16 protein-coding genes and 4 tRNA genes are annotated in these 16,562 nt (G+C 66.6%); 16 read left to right on the top strand and 4 right to left on the bottom strand.

What is annotated here, in order from left to right; translation table 11 throughout:
- Positions 1-39: 39 nt before the first annotated feature.
- From zapE to ACSGC5_RS03625, 3 genes are all read left to right on the top strand, one after another.
- Positions 40-1,071 carry a cell division protein ZapE gene (zapE, locus tag ACSGC5_RS03635; protein ID WP_434969247.1) on the top strand — a complete coding sequence of 344 codons (1,032 nt, stop codon included), beginning with the start codon at positions 40-42 and terminating at the stop codon, positions 1,069-1,071.
- Between the two features lie 181 nt (positions 1,072-1,252).
- Positions 1,253-2,512, top strand: a complete 1,260-nt coding sequence (locus tag ACSGC5_RS03630; protein ID WP_434969246.1) for an ammonium transporter — start codon at positions 1,253-1,255, stop codon at positions 2,510-2,512.
- 100 nt (positions 2,513-2,612) lie between these two features.
- Positions 2,613-3,134, top strand: coding sequence for a type II toxin-antitoxin system PemK/MazF family toxin (locus ACSGC5_RS03625; RefSeq protein ID WP_434969245.1), 522 nt, complete (start codon positions 2,613-2,615; stop codon positions 3,132-3,134).
- Between the two features lie 9 nt (positions 3,135-3,143).
- Here the strand turns inward: ACSGC5_RS03625 and ACSGC5_RS03620 are convergent.
- Positions 3,144-3,219 (bottom strand) — tRNA-Val (locus ACSGC5_RS03620).
- A gap of 146 nt (positions 3,220-3,365) precedes the next feature.
- Here ACSGC5_RS03620 and ACSGC5_RS03615 point away from each other — a divergent pair.
- The 4 genes from ACSGC5_RS03615 (at position 3,366) to ACSGC5_RS03600 (ending at position 4,028) form a co-directional block, all read left to right on the top strand.
- Positions 3,366-3,438, top strand: a tRNA-Gly gene (locus ACSGC5_RS03615).
- A 51-nt stretch (positions 3,439-3,489) separates the two neighbouring features.
- Positions 3,490-3,560 (top strand) — tRNA-Cys (locus tag ACSGC5_RS03610).
- Between the two features lie 27 nt (positions 3,561-3,587).
- A tRNA-Val gene (locus ACSGC5_RS03605) sits at positions 3,588-3,662 on the top strand.
- Positions 3,663-3,797: 135 nt separating this feature from the next.
- Positions 3,798-4,028: a hypothetical protein gene (locus tag ACSGC5_RS03600; protein WP_434969244.1), complete on the top strand. Its 231-nt coding sequence runs from the start codon at positions 3,798-3,800 to the stop codon at positions 4,026-4,028.
- 56 nt (positions 4,029-4,084) lie between these two features.
- Here the strand turns inward: ACSGC5_RS03600 and ACSGC5_RS03595 are convergent, their stop codons facing one another.
- Positions 4,085-4,858, bottom strand: coding sequence for a hypothetical protein (locus ACSGC5_RS03595; RefSeq protein ID WP_434969243.1), 774 nt, complete (start codon positions 4,856-4,858; stop codon positions 4,085-4,087).
- Between the two features lie 148 nt (positions 4,859-5,006).
- On the opposite strand from ACSGC5_RS03595, the gene ACSGC5_RS03590 reads away from it, so the two are divergent.
- The 3 genes from ACSGC5_RS03590 to ACSGC5_RS03580 are packed head-to-tail and all read left to right on the top strand — an operon-like array spanning position 5,007 to position 9,658.
- Positions 5,007-7,028, top strand: a complete 2,022-nt coding sequence (locus tag ACSGC5_RS03590; protein ID WP_434969242.1) for a DUF262 domain-containing protein — start codon at positions 5,007-5,009, stop codon at positions 7,026-7,028.
- A gap of 12 nt (positions 7,029-7,040) precedes the next feature.
- Positions 7,041-9,104 carry a threonine--tRNA ligase gene (thrS, locus tag ACSGC5_RS03585; RefSeq protein ID WP_434969241.1) on the top strand — a complete coding sequence of 688 codons (2,064 nt, stop codon included), beginning with the start codon at positions 7,041-7,043 and terminating at the stop codon, positions 9,102-9,104.
- Entirely contained in the window at positions 9,101-9,658 is a 558-nt protein-coding gene (locus ACSGC5_RS03580) for an HIT family protein (RefSeq protein ID WP_434969240.1), read from the top strand. Before thrS ends, ACSGC5_RS03580 begins: the two co-directional genes overlap by 4 nt.
- Before the next feature lie 18 nt (positions 9,659-9,676).
- Here the strand turns inward: ACSGC5_RS03580 and pdxY are convergent, their stop codons facing one another.
- Positions 9,677-10,528 carry a pyridoxal kinase PdxY gene (gene pdxY / locus ACSGC5_RS03575; RefSeq protein ID WP_434969239.1) on the bottom strand — a complete coding sequence of 284 codons (852 nt, stop codon included), beginning with the start codon at positions 10,526-10,528 and terminating at the stop codon, positions 9,677-9,679.
- A gap of 7 nt (positions 10,529-10,535) precedes the next feature.
- Positions 10,536-11,882, bottom strand: a complete 1,347-nt coding sequence (locus ACSGC5_RS03570; protein ID WP_434969238.1) for an aminotransferase class I/II-fold pyridoxal phosphate-dependent enzyme — start codon at positions 11,880-11,882, stop codon at positions 10,536-10,538.
- 27 nt (positions 11,883-11,909) lie between these two features.
- Between ACSGC5_RS03570 and pdxS the strand changes: the two genes are divergently transcribed.
- The 6 genes from pdxS (at position 11,910) to ruvB (ending at position 16,553) form a co-directional block, all read left to right on the top strand.
- Positions 11,910-12,851, top strand: coding sequence for a pyridoxal 5'-phosphate synthase lyase subunit PdxS (pdxS, locus tag ACSGC5_RS03565; RefSeq protein WP_434969237.1), 942 nt, complete (start codon positions 11,910-11,912; stop codon positions 12,849-12,851).
- Positions 12,845-13,447 carry a pyridoxal 5'-phosphate synthase glutaminase subunit PdxT gene (gene pdxT / locus ACSGC5_RS03560; RefSeq protein ID WP_434969411.1) on the top strand — a complete coding sequence of 201 codons (603 nt, stop codon included), beginning with the start codon at positions 12,845-12,847 and terminating at the stop codon, positions 13,445-13,447. Before pdxS ends, pdxT begins: the two co-directional genes overlap by 7 nt.
- A gap of 35 nt (positions 13,448-13,482) precedes the next feature.
- Positions 13,483-14,241, top strand: a complete 759-nt coding sequence (locus ACSGC5_RS03555; protein WP_434969236.1) for a YebC/PmpR family DNA-binding transcriptional regulator — start codon at positions 13,483-13,485, stop codon at positions 14,239-14,241.
- A 46-nt stretch (positions 14,242-14,287) separates the two neighbouring features.
- Positions 14,288-14,851 carry a crossover junction endodeoxyribonuclease RuvC gene (gene ruvC, locus ACSGC5_RS03550; protein ID WP_434969235.1) on the top strand — a complete coding sequence of 188 codons (564 nt, stop codon included), beginning with the start codon at positions 14,288-14,290 and terminating at the stop codon, positions 14,849-14,851.
- A 78-nt stretch (positions 14,852-14,929) separates the two neighbouring features.
- Positions 14,930-15,538, top strand: a complete 609-nt coding sequence (gene ruvA / locus ACSGC5_RS03545; protein ID WP_434969234.1) for a Holliday junction branch migration protein RuvA — start codon at positions 14,930-14,932, stop codon at positions 15,536-15,538.
- Entirely contained in the window at positions 15,531-16,553 is a 1,023-nt protein-coding gene (gene ruvB / locus ACSGC5_RS03540; RefSeq protein ID WP_434969233.1) for a Holliday junction branch migration DNA helicase RuvB, read from the top strand. The genes ruvA and ruvB overlap by 8 nt, the downstream gene beginning before the upstream one ends.
- The last annotated feature ends 9 nt before the right edge of the window (positions 16,554-16,562 follow it).

The raw sequence follows: 16,562 nt of genomic DNA, 5'->3' as shown, positions 1-16,562 counted from the left end.
CGGCGCTGCCGCATCCGCCGCCTCTCGCGGAAATCACCCATGCCTGCATCCGGACCCACCGGCGTCGTGCGCCTCGCGACGCGCACTCCCGACCTTTCCGGCGACCAGATGGTCGCGGCGCTCACTCCTCCGCCGCAGTTCGCGAACGCCTCCTTCGAGTCCTATCGCGCCGACCCGGAGTATCCGTCTCAGCAGGCGGCGAAAGAACTGCTGATGACATTCGCGGGAGTGGGTGCGGAGCCGTCCCGAGGCGGCTTGTTCCGCCGGCGCGCGAAGCAACCGGACCTCAAGCCCGGTGTCTATCTCGACGGAGGGTTCGGCGTCGGAAAGACGCACCTGCTGGCGGCGATCTATCACGCGATGCCCGCACGACGGAAGTACTTCGGGTCCTTCATCGAGTACACGGCGCTTGTCGGGGCGTTGGGCTACCAGAATGTCGTGCGCCTGTTCACCGGCGCAGATCTGCTCTGCATCGACGAGTTCGAACTCGATGACCCCGGCGACACGATGGTGATGACCAGGCTGCTCGGCGAGCTGGTGGCAACCGGAACCCGTCTGGCCGCTACCTCGAACACACCGCCCAATGCCCTCGGAGAGGGAAGGTTCGCGGCGCAAGACTTCCTGCGCGAGATTCACGCGATGGCAGAGAGCTTCCAGACCATCCGCATTGACGGCACCGATTACCGCCACCGCGATGTCGATGGCCATGCGGTGACGCTGGACGCGTCGCACTACGCGCAGGCCATTGAGTCAGCATCCGTCGACGCACTTGTCAGCGACGACACATTCGCGGACGTCATCGCGCACCTTGCGCGAGTGCACCCTTCCCGGTACATCCGGCTCATTGACGGCCTCGCGCTCGTGGGGCTGCGTGAAGTATCCGTGCTCACCGATCAGTCCGCTGCGCTGCGCTTCGTCGCGCTGGTCGACCGCATCTACGATGCACAGATCCCGATCCGGGCGACCGGGATCAGCCTCGATCGTGTCTTCCCGGAGGAGATGCTCGCCGGGGGGTATCGCAAGAAGTACCTCAGAGCGATCTCACGCCTCGTTGCCTCGACGATCGCGTGACTTTCGTGGCGACCTGACGGTCTCCCGAAACCTGATGTTTACCTGCCGCCGGTGTGCGTAACAGACGCGAAACACGGGGCACCCTCTGGGCGAAACCGGTCACCGCGAGACTGGCTCCGCAAGTGCCCGACTACCCGCGTCGGTGCAACTTTCGACACACGACACGAATTGAGGACTCTCAATGGATGCTGGAACTCTCGCCTGGGGTATTACCTCATCGGCGCTAGTCCTGTTCATGACGCCCGGCGTCGCCTTCTTCTACGGTGGTCTCGTCAAGGCGAAGAGCGTCATCAGCATGATGATGATGAGCTTCGGCGCGATGGCTCTGATCGCGGTGCTCTGGATCCTGTACGGATTCAACATGGCCGCGGTGAGCGACCCCTGGGCTTTTGCAGGAAACCCCTTCTCGAACTTCGCGCTCTCGTCGCCTGAGCTTTCCAGCTCGGACTTCGTGCTGGCGCTGTTCGGGTCCACCTTCGCGATCATCACGGTGGCGCTCATCTCGGGCGCCATCGCTGACCGCGCCCGGTTCGGATCGTGGATGATCTTCGCCGGTGTATGGGCCACGGTCGTCTACTTCCCGGTCGCCGCATGGGTCTGGGGCGGCGGCTGGATCATGAACCTCGGCACCGCGCTGTTCGGCGAGGAGTCCGGGATCTTCGTGATGGACTACGCGGGTGGTACTGCCGTTCACATCAACGCGGGTGCTGCGGCTCTTGCGCTGGCCCTTGTGCTCGGCAAGCGCATCGGTTTCCAGAAGGGCATCCAGAAGCCTCACAACGTGCCGCTGGTCATGCTCGGTGCGTCGATCCTGTGGTTCGGCTGGTTCGGCTTCAACGCGGGTGCTGAGGCGAACTGGTACTACGGAGACGGCGTGTACGGCTCGATGGGTCCCGACTCGCTCGCCGGCATCATCGTCATCAACACGCTCGGCGCGACCGCTGCGGCCATCATCGGTTGGCTCATCGTCGAGAAGTTCAAGGACGGCAAGGCCACGTCTGTCGGCGCTGCCTCGGGTGCGGTTGCGGGTCTGGTCGCGATCACCCCGGCCTGTGCATTCCTCAGCCCCGGCTGGGCTCTGCTGCTCGGTCTCGTGACCGGTGTCATCTGCGCCTTCGCGATCGAGCTCAAGTGGAAGCTCGGCTACGACGACTCGCTCGACGTGGTCGGCATCCACCTGGTCGGTGGCGTCATCGGAACGCTGTACCTCGGCTTCTTCGCGACCGAGACGGGCCTGTTCCTCGGGGGCGGCTTCGAGCAGCTCGCGGTCCAGGCGATCGCAGCGTTCGGTGTGCTGATCTACTCCTTCGTCGTCGCCTGGATCCTGGGCTTCGCGATCGAGAAGACGATCGGCTTCCGCATCAAGAACGAGGACGAGCTCGCCGGTGTCGACACCACCGTGCACGGCGAAGAGGGCTACTCGCTCGCCGAGCAGAACTGATCCCTCCGGGGAGATCATCTCCTTACCCTCAGGGGCGTCGCGACTGGTTCGCGGCGCCCCTGAGGCGTCTTCTCGCGTCCTCGGCGGCTAGGGTGACTTCGTGAATCGGCTGTCCTCGTTTGTCCGTAAGGTTGCGCGTGCGCTCACGCCGCCGACGCGCAGGAAGGTTCGCACGGATGCCGTACCAGATGCGCCACCGCTGGCCGTCCGAACACGGATCGTTTCTCCACCTGCCGCAAACGGCCTGAAGATCGGCTATGCACCCGAAGCTGATGGGGGCGCTGACGCCGGCGAGATCGTGTGGACCTGGGTGCCTTACGCAGAGGGCGACGGAAGAGGCAAGGACCGGCCGGTGCTTGTGATCGGCCGCCAAGACTCCGACCACGTCTATGCCGTGCGATTGACGAGCCGACCGCACGACGGGGACCGCGACTACATCGCGATCGGGTCGGGTTCGTGGGATGCGAAGGGGAGAGCATCCTGGGTGGATATCGAGCAGCTCTACAGCGTGCACCATCGAGGGATGCGTCGTGAGGCTGCTGCGCTCGAACTCGACCGCTTCGTGATTGTCGCCAACGCCCTGCGTCGTCGTTACGGCTGGGACGCCGAAAGGCACCGGTGACGGGAAGAGTGGTGGGCGATACCAGACTCGAACTGATGACCTCTTCCGTGTGAAGGAAGCGCGCTACCAACTGCGCCAATCGCCCATGGCCCGTGCGGGCCGAGACTCGATCTTACCGGATCGCTGGAGTCGCCCACGACCTTCGAGCGCCCGACACGCGCGGACCCGTGCCGGTTTTGCGCAGCGCCGTTTGTCCACTAAAGTCGATCAAGCGCCACACGGTGGCGCAATGCGGATGTAGCGCAGTTGGTAGCGCATCACCTTGCCAAGGTGAGGGTCGCGAGTTCGAGTCTCGTCATCCGCTCGAGTGCGGGGTCTCCTTCGGGAGTCACGACACGTGGGTCGAACCACACACGGTGGCGTGGCCGAGCGGCTAGGCACCGGCCTGCAAAGCCGTTTACACGGGTTCGAATCCCGTCGCCACCTCGCCGAACAACTGAATAGCCTTCACAGGCGCGATTGGCGCAGCGGTAGCGCGCTTCCCTGACACGGAAGAGGTCACTGGTTCGATCCCAGTATCGCGCACCACCCGAACCCCCGGACCTCCCGGGGGTTTTTCGGCTTCTGGGGGCAGGCGTTACCCCGAGAACTCTCGGTATCCGTCGTCGGAACAGTTCCTCGCGCACTGGCTCTGGGCTACGCCTGCCCGAGATACTGAGGCGTATGAGCGAGAACGCGTCCGACCACTGGTTCCACCGTTGCCTGCATGCCACGAAGCAGTGGCTGCTCGACAATCCGACGTCGGCTCTGAGCACGGAGGCTTTCGACGCGGTCGTCGGCGCCGGTGGGGTGCCGCGGCGCGACGAGACCACCGGCGAGCACTTCCTCGCCGATGCCGACCAGGAATACCTCGCCGAGCTCCGGCGGGCCGGCGCGACCGAAGACCCGCGCTGACGAGAATGGCCCCCCACCCGGATGGGCGAGGGGCCAGCGAAACGGATGCCTGAGGCTCAGGCCTCGCTCATCGCGAGCTTCTCCTTCTGCCCCTTGGCGGCGTAATAGGCCGCACGGGCGGCATCGCGACGCGCCTGCTCGGCCTGACCGGCCTCACGAATGTCCTCCGAGACCGGGTAGTACTCGGTCGTGGGCTTGCCGTTGTACTTCTCGATGTACGCATCGAGTTCGGGGCCCGAGGTCCACGAGGTGATCAGGCAGTAGCGCGGCTTGTCGCCCTGATGGTGCACCGCGTGCCACAGCCGCTGCGTGTCGACGATCAGCTGAGCGCCGGCAGGCAGCGCGATGCGGTACTCGATGCTCGGGTCGGTGCGGTTCTCACGGAGGACGAAGTAGCTGTCCTTGTCGTCAGTGAGGTTGAAGAACCCGCGCACAACCCACCCCGTCCCGTCGGGGTTGAGGCGGTTGTTGTCGTCCTGGTGCAGGTTGTAGAGGCAATCAGCGTAGGAGTTGGGCTGAAGCTCGATCACGCGGCAGCGGCCGACATTGGCGCCCGGCTCCTTCGCGCGAGCAGTGAGTGTCGGGGCGATGGCGGTCTGGGAGTCGATCCACACGCCGTCCTTGTCGGTACGTGGCGGCTGGTGGTTCCAGAACCCGTTGCACTCGATGTCGCCCTTAGCCGACGCGAGTGGAGCGAAACGGGTGTCACCGGACGACTTCCAGTCAACGTATTCGATGTCGAGCCACTCCTTCGGATCCATTGGCTCGTTGTAGCTGTCGAGAACGACGAAGCCGGTCTCGTCGAGAGCGGCGCTCTTGATGTAACCCATAGGGTTCGTGCCTTTCGATCGGTGGGCCAGCGCGTTTTTACAGGCCCAACTTAGGCAACCCTACTCCCGGGGCTTGTGCCGAACCTGGGCGTGCGCGCCGTGATTATTAGACTCGACGGGGCCGTCCACGACACCGAGGGGACACTCGATGATCACTGCCACCAACATCCGCGCGCACGCTGTCAACACGGTTGCGTGGTTGGCGTCGGCGCGGGCCACGATCGTCGTCCCGGTGTATCAGCGCCAGTACCGTTGGGACATCGGTGGCTGCGAGCAGCTGCTGAGCGACATCCGGGCGGTCGCCGACCGCGACGACGCGCACATGCACTTCATCGGATCCATCCTCAGCGCGGCGGGCGGTCCGGAAGACGCCGAGTCGGACGACGGTGCCGAAGAATGGGTGCTCATCGACGGGCAGCAACGCATCACGACCCTCATGCTCCTGGTCGCGGCGCTGTTCCACACCATCCGTGACGAGGACCCGGCGGTTGCCGCAGAGCTTGAACGCGTGTTGATCCACAGCTCGACGGGACAGACGAAGCTGCGTCCGCACCGGGAGTGGGCCAGGTCGTTCCGCGACGTGATCGTCGGTGGACCGAATGCCGCGCCGGCCCCGTCGCGGTTCGCCGACAATTACGCGTTCTTCCGCAGCCAGGTTCCCCCGCGCGATGTCGCACGCATCTGGCGCGGACTCCAGCGGCTCGAGCACGTCGCGATTTCGCTCGGCAGCGGAGCCAACGCGCAACAGATCTTCGAGAGCCTCAACTCCACCGGGGAGCCGCTGCGCGATCACGAGCTCATCCACAACTACGTGCTCATGGGGCTCTCCCATGCCGAACAGCTGGTCATCGAGGACGAATACTGGGCGGCCATCGAGTCCAGCACAGGCGAGCACATCGCCTCGTTCTGGGCGCACTACCTGGTCATGGTCGGCGGTCGAGAGGTGGTCACGACCTCCGGCGGGCGCGGCGTCTACGACGTGTTCCGGGCGCGCGTTCCGCGCCTCGAGCCCGCGGCGCTGCGCGGTGAGGCGGCACGGTGGCGGTCGTTCGCCGACCTCTATGCCACGCTGCTCGACCCCTCGCGGGAATCGGATGCCGAGATCCGGACGCAGCTTCATCAGCTGAACACCTTCGGTCGCGGCATGTACCCGCTCGTGATGGCGCTCTGCGCCCGCCACCGGAAGGGTGAGCTCGATCGTGCCGTCCTCCTCGAATTGCTCGAGGATCTGCAGTCACTCCTGTTGCGTCGAGAGGTCGTCGCAATCGCAAGCGACCGGCTCGTCGCCCGTCTGGTGCGTGCGCTGGATGGCGGTATCGCGTCTTTGGTGTCGGCGATGTCGCGGCTCACACCGTCGGACGATCGGGTCAGGGTCGCGCTCAAACACAGCCGACTCCCGCATCCGGAGTACGTCCTCTCGCGCCTCGCGCAGGCGGACGTCACACGCGACGATCTCATCGTCGATCACGTGTTCCCGGCCGCGCCCTCCGACGCGTGGACGGGCGGTGACGGACGGGTGTGGAAGGACTACACCGAGGACGAGCAGAACAGCCACCGGGCTCTCGCGGCAACACTCGGAAACCTCACTCTTCTCGAGGAACCGCTTGCTGCACAGGTTTTCGACGCGTCGTTCCCCGACAAACGGGCCGTCTACGCGCGCAGCGCGATCGCGCTGACCGCGCCGCTTGCCCGAGCGGAAGCCTGGGGAACGGCGGCCATCAGCGCGCGTTCGGCCGAACTCGCGGCTCGGGTCCTCACCATCTGGCGTCGGCGCGGTCCCCTCGTCATCGACGACGACGGGCTGACCCCCATCCTTGACGCGATCGCGCGGCGGGGATGGCCGCGTGGCTGGGAACGGGAGTTCTCGTACGTGGAGTACGTCGGCGAGCACTGGGAAGTCCCCGACATCAAGTACCTGTTCAATCGCATCTTCAAGCGGCTCTGGGCGGACAGACGCGAGGCGGTGGTCGCGTACTGTGCACGGCGTGGCGGACCGGTCTATGACAGCCGCGCGTGGAACGGCGAGTGGGACAGTCTCGACGCCGATCATCACCTCTACATGGGATGGGATTCGCGCTACATGATGGCTGCCGTCCAGGGGGTGCTCGACGAAGCCGGGCTCGCACCCGAGGTGTTCGTCAAGTACTCCTATATCGGGCAGATCATGTGACCTCCTGGTCGGATGCCGCGCTCCAGGCTCGATAGCCTGGAGTGTGCAATCGCCCAGGAGTTCGCTGTGACACAACCGCTCGTTCCATCCGACGTCGTCTATCCCGCCGACGGTTTCGCTCTCTTTCCCGACCGCTCCGTCGTCGCGCTGAGGGTCAACGGCGCGCTGAAAGACCTCGCAACGACCGTCACGGCAGACGACGAGGTCGAACCCGTGACGATCGACAGCGCGGACGGGCTCGACATCCTGCGGCATTCCACGGCCCACGTGCTTGCGCAGGCCGTGCAGCGGATCCGGCCCCAGGCGAACCTCGGCATCGGCCCGCCGATCACCGACGGCTTCTACTACGACTTCGGCGTCGACGAGCCTTTCACCCCCGAAGACCTCAAAGCGATCAAGAAGGAGATGGAGCGCATCGTCCGGGAGGGACAGCGGTTCATCCGCCGAATCGTGAGTGATGAGCAGGCTCGTCTCGAACTCGCCGACGAGCCGTTCAAGCTCGAGCTCATCGGTCTCAAGGGCGGGGGAGCGGATGCGACAGAGGGAGCATCCGTCGAAGTCGGCGGTGCCGAGCTGACCATCTACGACAACGTGACCCGCGACGGCGAGACCGTGTGGAAGGACCTCTGCCGCGGACCGCACCTGCCCAGCACCCGCATGGTCGGCAATGGCTGGGATCTGACCCGGATCGCCGGCGCGTACTGGCGGGGCAGCGAGAAGAACCCGCAGCTGCAGCGCATCTACGGCACCGCCTGGCCGACCAAAGACGAGCTGCGGGCCTACCAGCACCGGCTCGAAGAGGCCGCGAAGCGAGATCACCGCAAGCTGGGCAAGGAACTCGACCTCTTCTCCTTCCCCGATGAGATCGGCTCTGGTCTTTCGGTCTGGCATCCGAAGGGCGGGATCGTCCGCGGCGAAATGGAGCAGCACGCGCGGCGCCGTCACGTGGAAGGCGGATACACCTACGTCTACACACCGCACATCTCGAAGGAGGACTTGTTCCTCACGTCAAATCACCTCGTGACCTACCGCGAGGGGATGTTCCCTCCGATCCGGATGGACGAGGAGGTCGATGCTGACGGACACGTCACGAAGCAGGGGCAGGACTACTACCTGAAGCCGATGAACTGCCCCATGCACATCCTCATCTACAAGGAGCGTGCGCGCAGCTACCGCGACCTGCCGATGCGTCTTGCCGAGAACGGCACCGTGTACCGCAATGAGCTCTCGGGCGCTCTCCACGGCCTGACCCGTGTCCGCGGCTTCACCCAGGACGATTCGCATCTGTTCGTCACCCCCGACCAGTTGGAGGGTGAGGCGACTCGCGTTCTGGAGTTCGTGATCTCCATGCTGCGCGACTTCGGATTGGACGACTTCGAACTCGAGCTCTCGATGCGCGACGACGAGAAGTCCAAGTGGATCGGCACCGACGAGTTCTGGGAGTACTCGACCAACGCCCTGCGCAACGTCGCCCTGGCCTCGGGACTCAAGCTCACCGAGGTTCCTGGTGAGGCGGCGTTCTACGGGCCGAAGATCGATCTCAAGACAAAGGATGCGATCGGGCGTACGTGGCAGCTGTCCACCGTCCAGGTCGATCCGAACCTCCCGGAGCGTTTCGGCCTGGAGTACACGGGACCCGACGGCGAGAAGCACCGCCCGATCATGATCCACCGTGCGCTGTTCGGGTCGATCGAGCGCTTCTTCGCGATCCTGCTCGAGCACTATGCCGGGGCATTCCCGGTCTGGCTCTCACCGGTGCAGGTCGTCGGCATCCCGGTCGCCGAGGAGTATGCCGACTACCTCGGCCAGTTCGTCGATCGGCTCCGCGCTGCCGGGGTCCGCGCCGAACTCGACCGCAGCGATGACCGAATGCAGAAGAAGATCCGCACCCACACGACCCAGAAGGTCCCCCTCCAGGTCATCGCAGGGGAGCAGGATCGCTCCGCAGGCACGGTGTCGTTCCGCTTCCGCGACGGATCGCAGACCAACGGCATCCCGCTTGACGAGGCGATCTCGCGCATCACTGCCGCGATCGAGAACAGGGTGCTCGTCGATACCGCCGAGGATCTCGCATGACGGATGCTGAGGCATCCGACGCGCCCGAGGTCCTGCAGCCTGGCGAGCTTGCGGGGGTCCCCGACGGGTTCCAGCGCCTGTGGACTCCGCACCGGATGGCCTATATCCAGGCGGGAGCCGACGCGATGCGCGCGGACTGTCCGTTCTGCGCGGCGCCGCGGAAGTCGGACGCCGATGGCCTGATCGTTCGCCGCGGGAAGAGCTGCTACGTGCTGCTCAACCTGTTCCCCTACAACTCCGGCCACATGCTGGTCTGCCCGTACCGCCACGTCGCGACATACGACCTCGCGACCGTCGAAGAGACGCGGGAGATGGCGGAACTCACCCAGACGGCGATGAGAGTGCTCCGGAGCGTGTCTCGGTGCGACGGTTTCAACATCGGCATGAATCAGGGCGCGGTGGCCGGCGCGGGCGTCGACGAGCACCTGCACCAGCACATCGTCCCCCGGTGGGCATCGGACGCGAACTTCTTCCCGATCATCGCGCGGACCAAAGCCCTGCCGCAGCTGCTCGGCGACGTCCGGGAGACGATATCCCGGGCCTGGCCCGTCTAGACCGAGGGGCCTGAACCGCTAGCGAACCCGTTCGACGCCGAACTGCATGCGCGGGTGTGCGTACGCCTCCTGGGACTCCACCAAACGCAGTTCGCGCTGCCCCGACTCGAAGGTGTTCTGGAGCAGGTCGAAGACGCTCGATGCGGTGCGTGCGAGGGCGGCGGCAGCGTCCCCGCTCTCCCGAAGGTGCGCGGTGAACAGCGCCGCCGTGACATCTCCCGATCCGTTCGCCTTCATCGGGATGCGCGGAGTCTGCACGATCCACGCCCCGTCGTCGGTGACCGCGAGCATCTCGAGCGTGTCGGCGGGCGCATCGGGGCGATCGACGCTCGTGACGAGCACGGTGCGCGGGCCCATGGCTCGGGCTCTGTCGGCCGACGCGAGCGTCGAGTCGAGATCGGACGGCTCGGTACCGGTGAGGAAACCGAGTTCGAACTGGTTGGGTGTGATGATGTCGGCGTGCGGCACGACACGCTCCCGGAGGAGAACCGGGATCGCCGGCGCAACGAAGCACCCGGATGCCGCGTTGCCCATGACGGGATCGCACGCGTACACGGCCGAGGGGTTCGCGGCCTTCACCCTGGCGACAGCGTCGAGGATCACCTCTCCGATCCCTTCGCTTCCCTGGTATCCCGAGAGGACGACATCGATTTCGGGGAAGACTCCGCGCTCCTCGATGCCTCGAATGACCTCGGCGACGTCGGCGGGCGGGATCAGCGGACCGCGCCAGGCGCCGTAGCCGGTGTGGTTGGAGAAGTTCACCGTGTAGACCGGCAGAACCTCCACGCCGATGCGCTGAAGGGGGAAAACTGCCGCGGAGTTGCCGACATGACCATAGGCGACGGCCGACTGGATGGAGAGGATCTTCACCGTTCGATCATCCCATCGCAGAGATCTCGGAGACGCGCGACGTGGCAGCCCCGACGGCGGCTGCCACGTCCAGAGCGAGCTGCTCGGCATCCGCTTCGTCGAGGTCGTGCACGGTGAGGCGCAGGTGGGACGCCGCAGCGTCATCGCTCAGGACGAACTCGTCCCCGGGACGCGCGAGCCATCCGCGCCGCATGAGATGGGCTGCCACCTCGCGGGCCGGGCCGCCCACGTTCACCCATAAGTTCAGTCCGTCGCCGGGTTCGGTGGGCACGCCGAGTTCGGTGAGCCTCCGGCTGAAGGCGTCGTTGCGGCGCGCGTAGTGGCGGCCCGCGTCGCGGATGGTGGCCATCGCCTCGGCATCCGTGACCAGCGCGAGGGTGAGGCGCTGCAGCAGATGGCTGACCCACGTCGTTCCCGGCGTGAGGCGCATGGACAAGCGCTCGGCGGTATGGGGGTCGGATGCGGTGACGGCCAGACACATGTCGGGACCGAGGAACTTGGACACCGATCGCACCAGAGCCCAGCGGCGACGTGCGGGCCCGATGAGGGTGTGCAGCGGAGTGCGCGAGAGCATCGCGAAGTGATCGTCCTCGATGACCAGGACGTACGGATGCTCGTCCAGCACCGCCCGCAGGGCCTTCGCGCGGGACGCGGACAGACTCGCCCCGGTCGGGTTCTGCGCCCGCGGGGTGCACACGAGCGCCCGGATTCCCTCCGCGAGTGCTGCGCGCAGCCCGTCGACCGTCATGCCCTCCTCGTCCACGGGGATCGCGACCGGGCGGTACCCGCCCAGGCGAACGGTGTGGATGCTGGCGAGGAAACAGGGATCCTCCAGACCGACGGCGTCCTCGCGGGTCAACGCCTGAGCCAGCAGCCGCTCAACGGCATCGGCGGCGCCGCTGGTGATCGTGATGCGAAACGGGAGGTCTTCGGTGAGATCCTCGGCGATCCACGTTCGCGCCCACGCTTCGAGGTCGCGATCGACCACGGGCTCGCCGTAGAGGACGGGGCGACCCGTCACGCGCGCCAGTGCGGCGGATGGGTCGGGGATACGCCTCGGGTCCGGATTGCCCGTGCCGACGTCGCGCAGGACGCTGTCTGGCGCGTACCCCTCTTGAGCGACCGGGATCCGGTCGGCGATGCGGGTGCCGCCGCGGCCGCGCGCGACGGTGACGCCGGCCTGGGTGAGATGGCGATAGGCAGCCATGACGGTGTTCCGGTTGACCCCGAGTGTCTGCGCGAGAACGCGCACCGGCGGGAGTGGCTCACCGGCGACGAGGTCACCGCGGTCCACGAGCGCCCGCACGCTATCGGCGATCTCGGTCGCCGTCGCTCCGGTGATGCCCACGTTCATGACGCTCCTTTTCGGTGGGGCCAGTCTATGTCGCGGGACGTGCTAGGTTTTGGCATAGGTCAATCTCGAGGAGTACCCGTGTCCGCTTCCACCACCGGATCATCCCGCGTCAAGCGGGGACTTGCCGAAATGCTCAAGGGCGGCGTCATCATGGATGTCGTCACCCCCGACCAAGCCAAGATCGCGGAGGATGCCGGCGCTGTCGCCGTCATGGCTCTCGAGCGCGTCCCCGCCGACATCCGTGCGCAGGGTGGTGTGTCGCGGATGAGCGACCCGGACATGATCGACGGCATCATCGATGCGGTGTCGATCCCCGTGATGGCCAAGGCCCGGATCGGACACTTCGTCGAGGCGCAGGTGCTCCAGGAGCTCGGCGTCGACTACATCGACGAGTCCGAGGTGCTCTCGCCGGCCGACTACGTGAACCACATCGACAAGTGGGGCTTCACCGTTCCCTTCGTCTGCGGTGCGACGAACCTCGGCGAGGCGCTCCGTCGGATCAACGAGGGCGCGGCGATGATCCGATCCAAGGGCGAGGCCGGTACCGGCGACGTCTCGGAGGCGATGAAGCACATCCGCAAGATCAAGGGCGAGATCGCCGCTCTGGGCGCCCTGTCGAAGGACGAGCTCTACGTCGCGGCCAAGGAGCTTCAGGCTCCGTACGAACTCGTCGCGGAAGTCGCCGAGACCGGCAGTCTTCCGGTGGTCCTGTTCGTCGCCGGCGGCGTCGCGACGCCGGCGGATGCCGCGATGATGATGCAGCTGGGTGCGGACGGTGTCTTCGTCGGGTCCGGCATCTTCAAGTCGGGCAACCCCGCGCAACGTGCCGCGGCGATCGTGAAGGCAACGACCTTCTACGACGACGCGAAGGTGATCGCCGACGTGTCACGCGGTCTGGGCGAGGCCATGGTCGGCATCAACGTGGCCGACCTGCCCGCGCCCCATCGTCTGGCTGAGCGGGGCTGGTGAGCACCGCACGGCCGCGTGTCGGGGTCCTGGCCCTGCAGGGCGACGTGCGTGAGCACGTCGCCGCCCTGCGGGCCCTGGATGCCGAGGTGTCGCTCGTGCGTCGCCCGGAGGAACTCGCCGCCATCGACGGTCTCGTCCTCCCGGGTGGTGAGTCCAGCGTCATCGACAAGCTGTCGCGCTCGTTCGCGATGCGCGAGCCGATCATCGCGGCGCGCGAAGCCGGCATGCCGATGTATGGGACGTGCGCCGGGCTGATCCTGCTCGCCGACCGTATCCGTGACGGAATCACCGGCCAGCAGACCTTCGGCGGCCTGGATGTCATCGTCCGCCGCAATGCCTTCGGCAGCCAGGTCGACTCCTTCGAGACAGATCTCGAGGTGCCCGTCTTCGGAGAACCCCCGGTGCACGCGGTCTTCATCCGTGCGCCGCTCGTGGAGCAGGTGGGGGAGCGCGCCGAGGCCATCGCCGCGCTCCCGGACGGTCGCGTGGTGGCGGTGCGGCAGGGGCCGCTGCTCGGCACGTCTTTCCACCCCGAGGTGACCGGCGAGACACGCTTCCACGAGTTGTTCCTGGAGGCGGTGCGCGCGGCGTCCTGACGGGGCCCGGTTCCCGGGCCGATAGAATCGAGCGCATGTCCGGCCACTCCAAGTGGGCGACGACCAAGCACAAGAAGGCCGTCATCGACGCGCGTCGTGCCAAGTCGTTCGCCAAGCTCATCAAGAACATCGAAGTCGCAGCCAAGCTCGGCGGCGCAGACCTCGCGGGTAACCCGACGCTGTACGACGCCGTGCAGAAGGCGAAGAAGACCTCGGTCCCCAACGACAACATCGACCGCGCGATCAAGCGAGGGGCGGGCATTTCGGGAGACGCGGTCGAGTACCAGACGATCCTCTACGAAGGCTACGGACCCAACGGCGTCGCGCTCATGATCGAGTGCTTGACGGACAACAAGAATCGGGCGGCGGCCGAGGTGCGCACCGCACTGACCCGCAACAACGGCACTCTGGCCGATCCGGGTTCTGTCGCGTACAACTTCCACCGCAAGGGCGTCATCGTCGTCTCGGGCGAGGGCACGACCGAGGATGACGTCATGCTCGCTGCCCTGGAGGCCGGTGCCGAGGAAGTGGAGCCGCACGCGCAGGGCTTCGAAGTGATCACCGAGGCATCCGATCTGGTCGCCGTCCGGTCGGCACTCCAGGAGGCGGGACTGGACTACGAGTCGGCGGACGTCGAGTTCGTGCCGTCGCTGAAGGTCGAGGTCGACGCGGACACCGCACGCAAGGTCTTCCGCTTGATCGACGCGCTCGAAGACAGCGACGACGTCCAGAACGTCTACAGCAACTTCGATCTCTCGCCCGAAGTGCAGGCCGAGCTCGAGAACGACGAGTAGGGCGCGCCTGCGCACGCACGTGCCCGGGCACGCCTAGCGTGGCCGGGTGGCGACTGTTCGCGTGCTTGGAATCGATCCCGGCCTCACCCGCTGCGGTGTCGGCGTGGTGGACGTCGCGGCCGACCGTTCCGCCGTGCTCGTGCACGTGGGTGTCATCAGAACGGATGCCGGGCTTGCTGTCGAGCGGCGGCTGGCCGCGATCGCCTCCGGGATACGCGACGTCCTGGACCTCCATCGCCCCGACGTCGTGGCCGTCGAGCGCGTCTTCGCCCAGCACAACCGCAGCACCGTGATGGGCACCGCGCAGGCCAGCGGCATCGCGTTGATGCTTGCGGGGGAGCGGGGGCTGCCGGCTGCGACCCACACGCCCACCGAGGTGAAGGCCGCGATCACGGGCTACGGAAGTGCCGACAAACGTCAGGTCCAGGCGATGGTTGCGCGCATCCTGCGGCTGGATGCCGCACCCCAACCCGCCGACGCCGCCGACGCGCTCGCGCTCGCCCTCTGCCACGCGTGGCGCGGTGCCGGGCACGGGTCGCCGACGGCGGGAGAGCCCTTGACGAGGGCTCAGCAGGCGTGGCGGGATGCCGAGCGACGCGCCCGCGTCTGAGCGTGTCGGTCGAACAAATGTGCGATTGGCACCCTAGCCTGCTGTGAGGCCCCTGCTCCGCCGATCGGAAGGAGAACGATGATCTCGTCAGTGCGAGGTGTTGTCGGCCACGTCGAGCAGGACTCGGTCGTGGTCGAGGTCGGCGGAGTCGGTCTCACTGTCGCTGTCGCTCCACACGTCGCCCGATCCGCTCGGGTCGGTGAGTCCCTGTTCCTCCACACCTCGCTCATCGTGCGTGAGGACGCCCTGAGCCTGGTCGGATTCGAGACCCGCGAAGAGCTCACCACCTTTCTTCTGCTGGTCGGCGTGTCGGGGGTTGGGCCAAAGTCGGCTCTCGGCGTGCTCAGCGCCATGTCGGTGGATCAGATCGCCCAGGCAGTCGCCGACGAGGACGACGCGCCGTTTCGGCGTGTCTCGGGCATCGGCCCGAAGACCGCGAAGCTCATCGTCGTCCACCTCGCAGGCAAGGTCGTCGCTCCCGCCGCCGCGCGCACGATCCCCGCATCCGATGATCGGGTGCACGCGCTGACTGCCGCGCTGACGGGCCTCGGGTGGTCAGAGCGCCACGCGGCGGAGGTCGCGGCCGGTGTCGTCGAGGATGCCGCGGCGGAGGCATCCGTCCCCGATCTCCTGCGCCGCGCACTCGCAGAGCTCGGACCCGCCCGGAAGGAGACGGCACGTGGATGACCTGACCGATCCGACTCCGTCGCGCGACGAGAGTGAGCTTGCACTGGAGGGCGCCCTTCGGCCCGGATCGCTTGCGGAGTTCGTGGGGCAGACGAAGGTTCGCGGGCAACTCCAGCTGCTGCTGGATGCTGCTCGGTTACAGCAGCGTCCCGCAGACCACATCCTGCTGGCCGGACCCCCGGGGCTGGGGAAGACGACGCTCGCGATGATCGTCGCACACGAAAGCGAACGGCCCCTGCGGATGTCGAGCGGCCCCGCCATTCAGCACGCCGGCGACCTCGCCGCGCTGCTTTCGAGCCTCACCCCCGGGGAAGTGCTCTTCATCGACGAGATCCACCGGATGGCCAGATCCGCCGAGGAGATGCTCTACCTTGCGATGGAGGACTTCCGGATCGACATCATGGTCGGCAAGGGCGCGGGCGCGACCAGCATCCCGCTCGATCTGGCACCGTTCACCCTCGTGGGAGCCACGACGCGCGCGGGACTGTTGCCGAACCCGCTGCGGGATCGGTTCGGCTTCACCGCGCACCTCGAGTACTACGAACCGGAGGAGCTGGAGCGGGTCCTGGAGCGTTCGGCGCGAATGCTCGAGGTCCCCCTGCCCGCTGGGTCTCGCGCCGAGATCGCGCGACGCTCGCGCGGCACCCCCCGCATCGCGAATCGACTGCTGCGCCGGGTTCGCGACTACGTGGTGGTGCACGGCGGTAGTGCGAGTGCGCAATCCGTCGATGCCGCACTCGATCTGTACGACGTCGATGCGATCGGGCTGGATCGCCTGGACCGGGCCGTCCTCGAGACGCTGGTGCGCCGCTTCCACGGCGGCCCTGTCGGGCTGAACACCCTGGCCGTGACGGTGGGGGAAGAGGCCGACACGATCGAGTCCGTCATCGAGCCGTACCTCGTCCGGATCGGCTTCATGGGTCGCACGCCGCGCGGGCGCATCGCGACGCCGGATGCCTATGCACACCTCGGGGTCCGCCACGCCGATCAGACGCTGAGACTGGATGACCTATAATTCCTGGAG

Origin of the sequence: Microbacterium sp. bgisy207, assembly GCF_965345035.1 — a bacterium.
In the GTDB taxonomy this organism is placed as follows: Bacteria; Actinomycetota; Actinomycetes; order Actinomycetales; family Microbacteriaceae; genus Microbacterium.
This window is presented reverse-complemented; position numbering and strand designations above follow the sequence as displayed.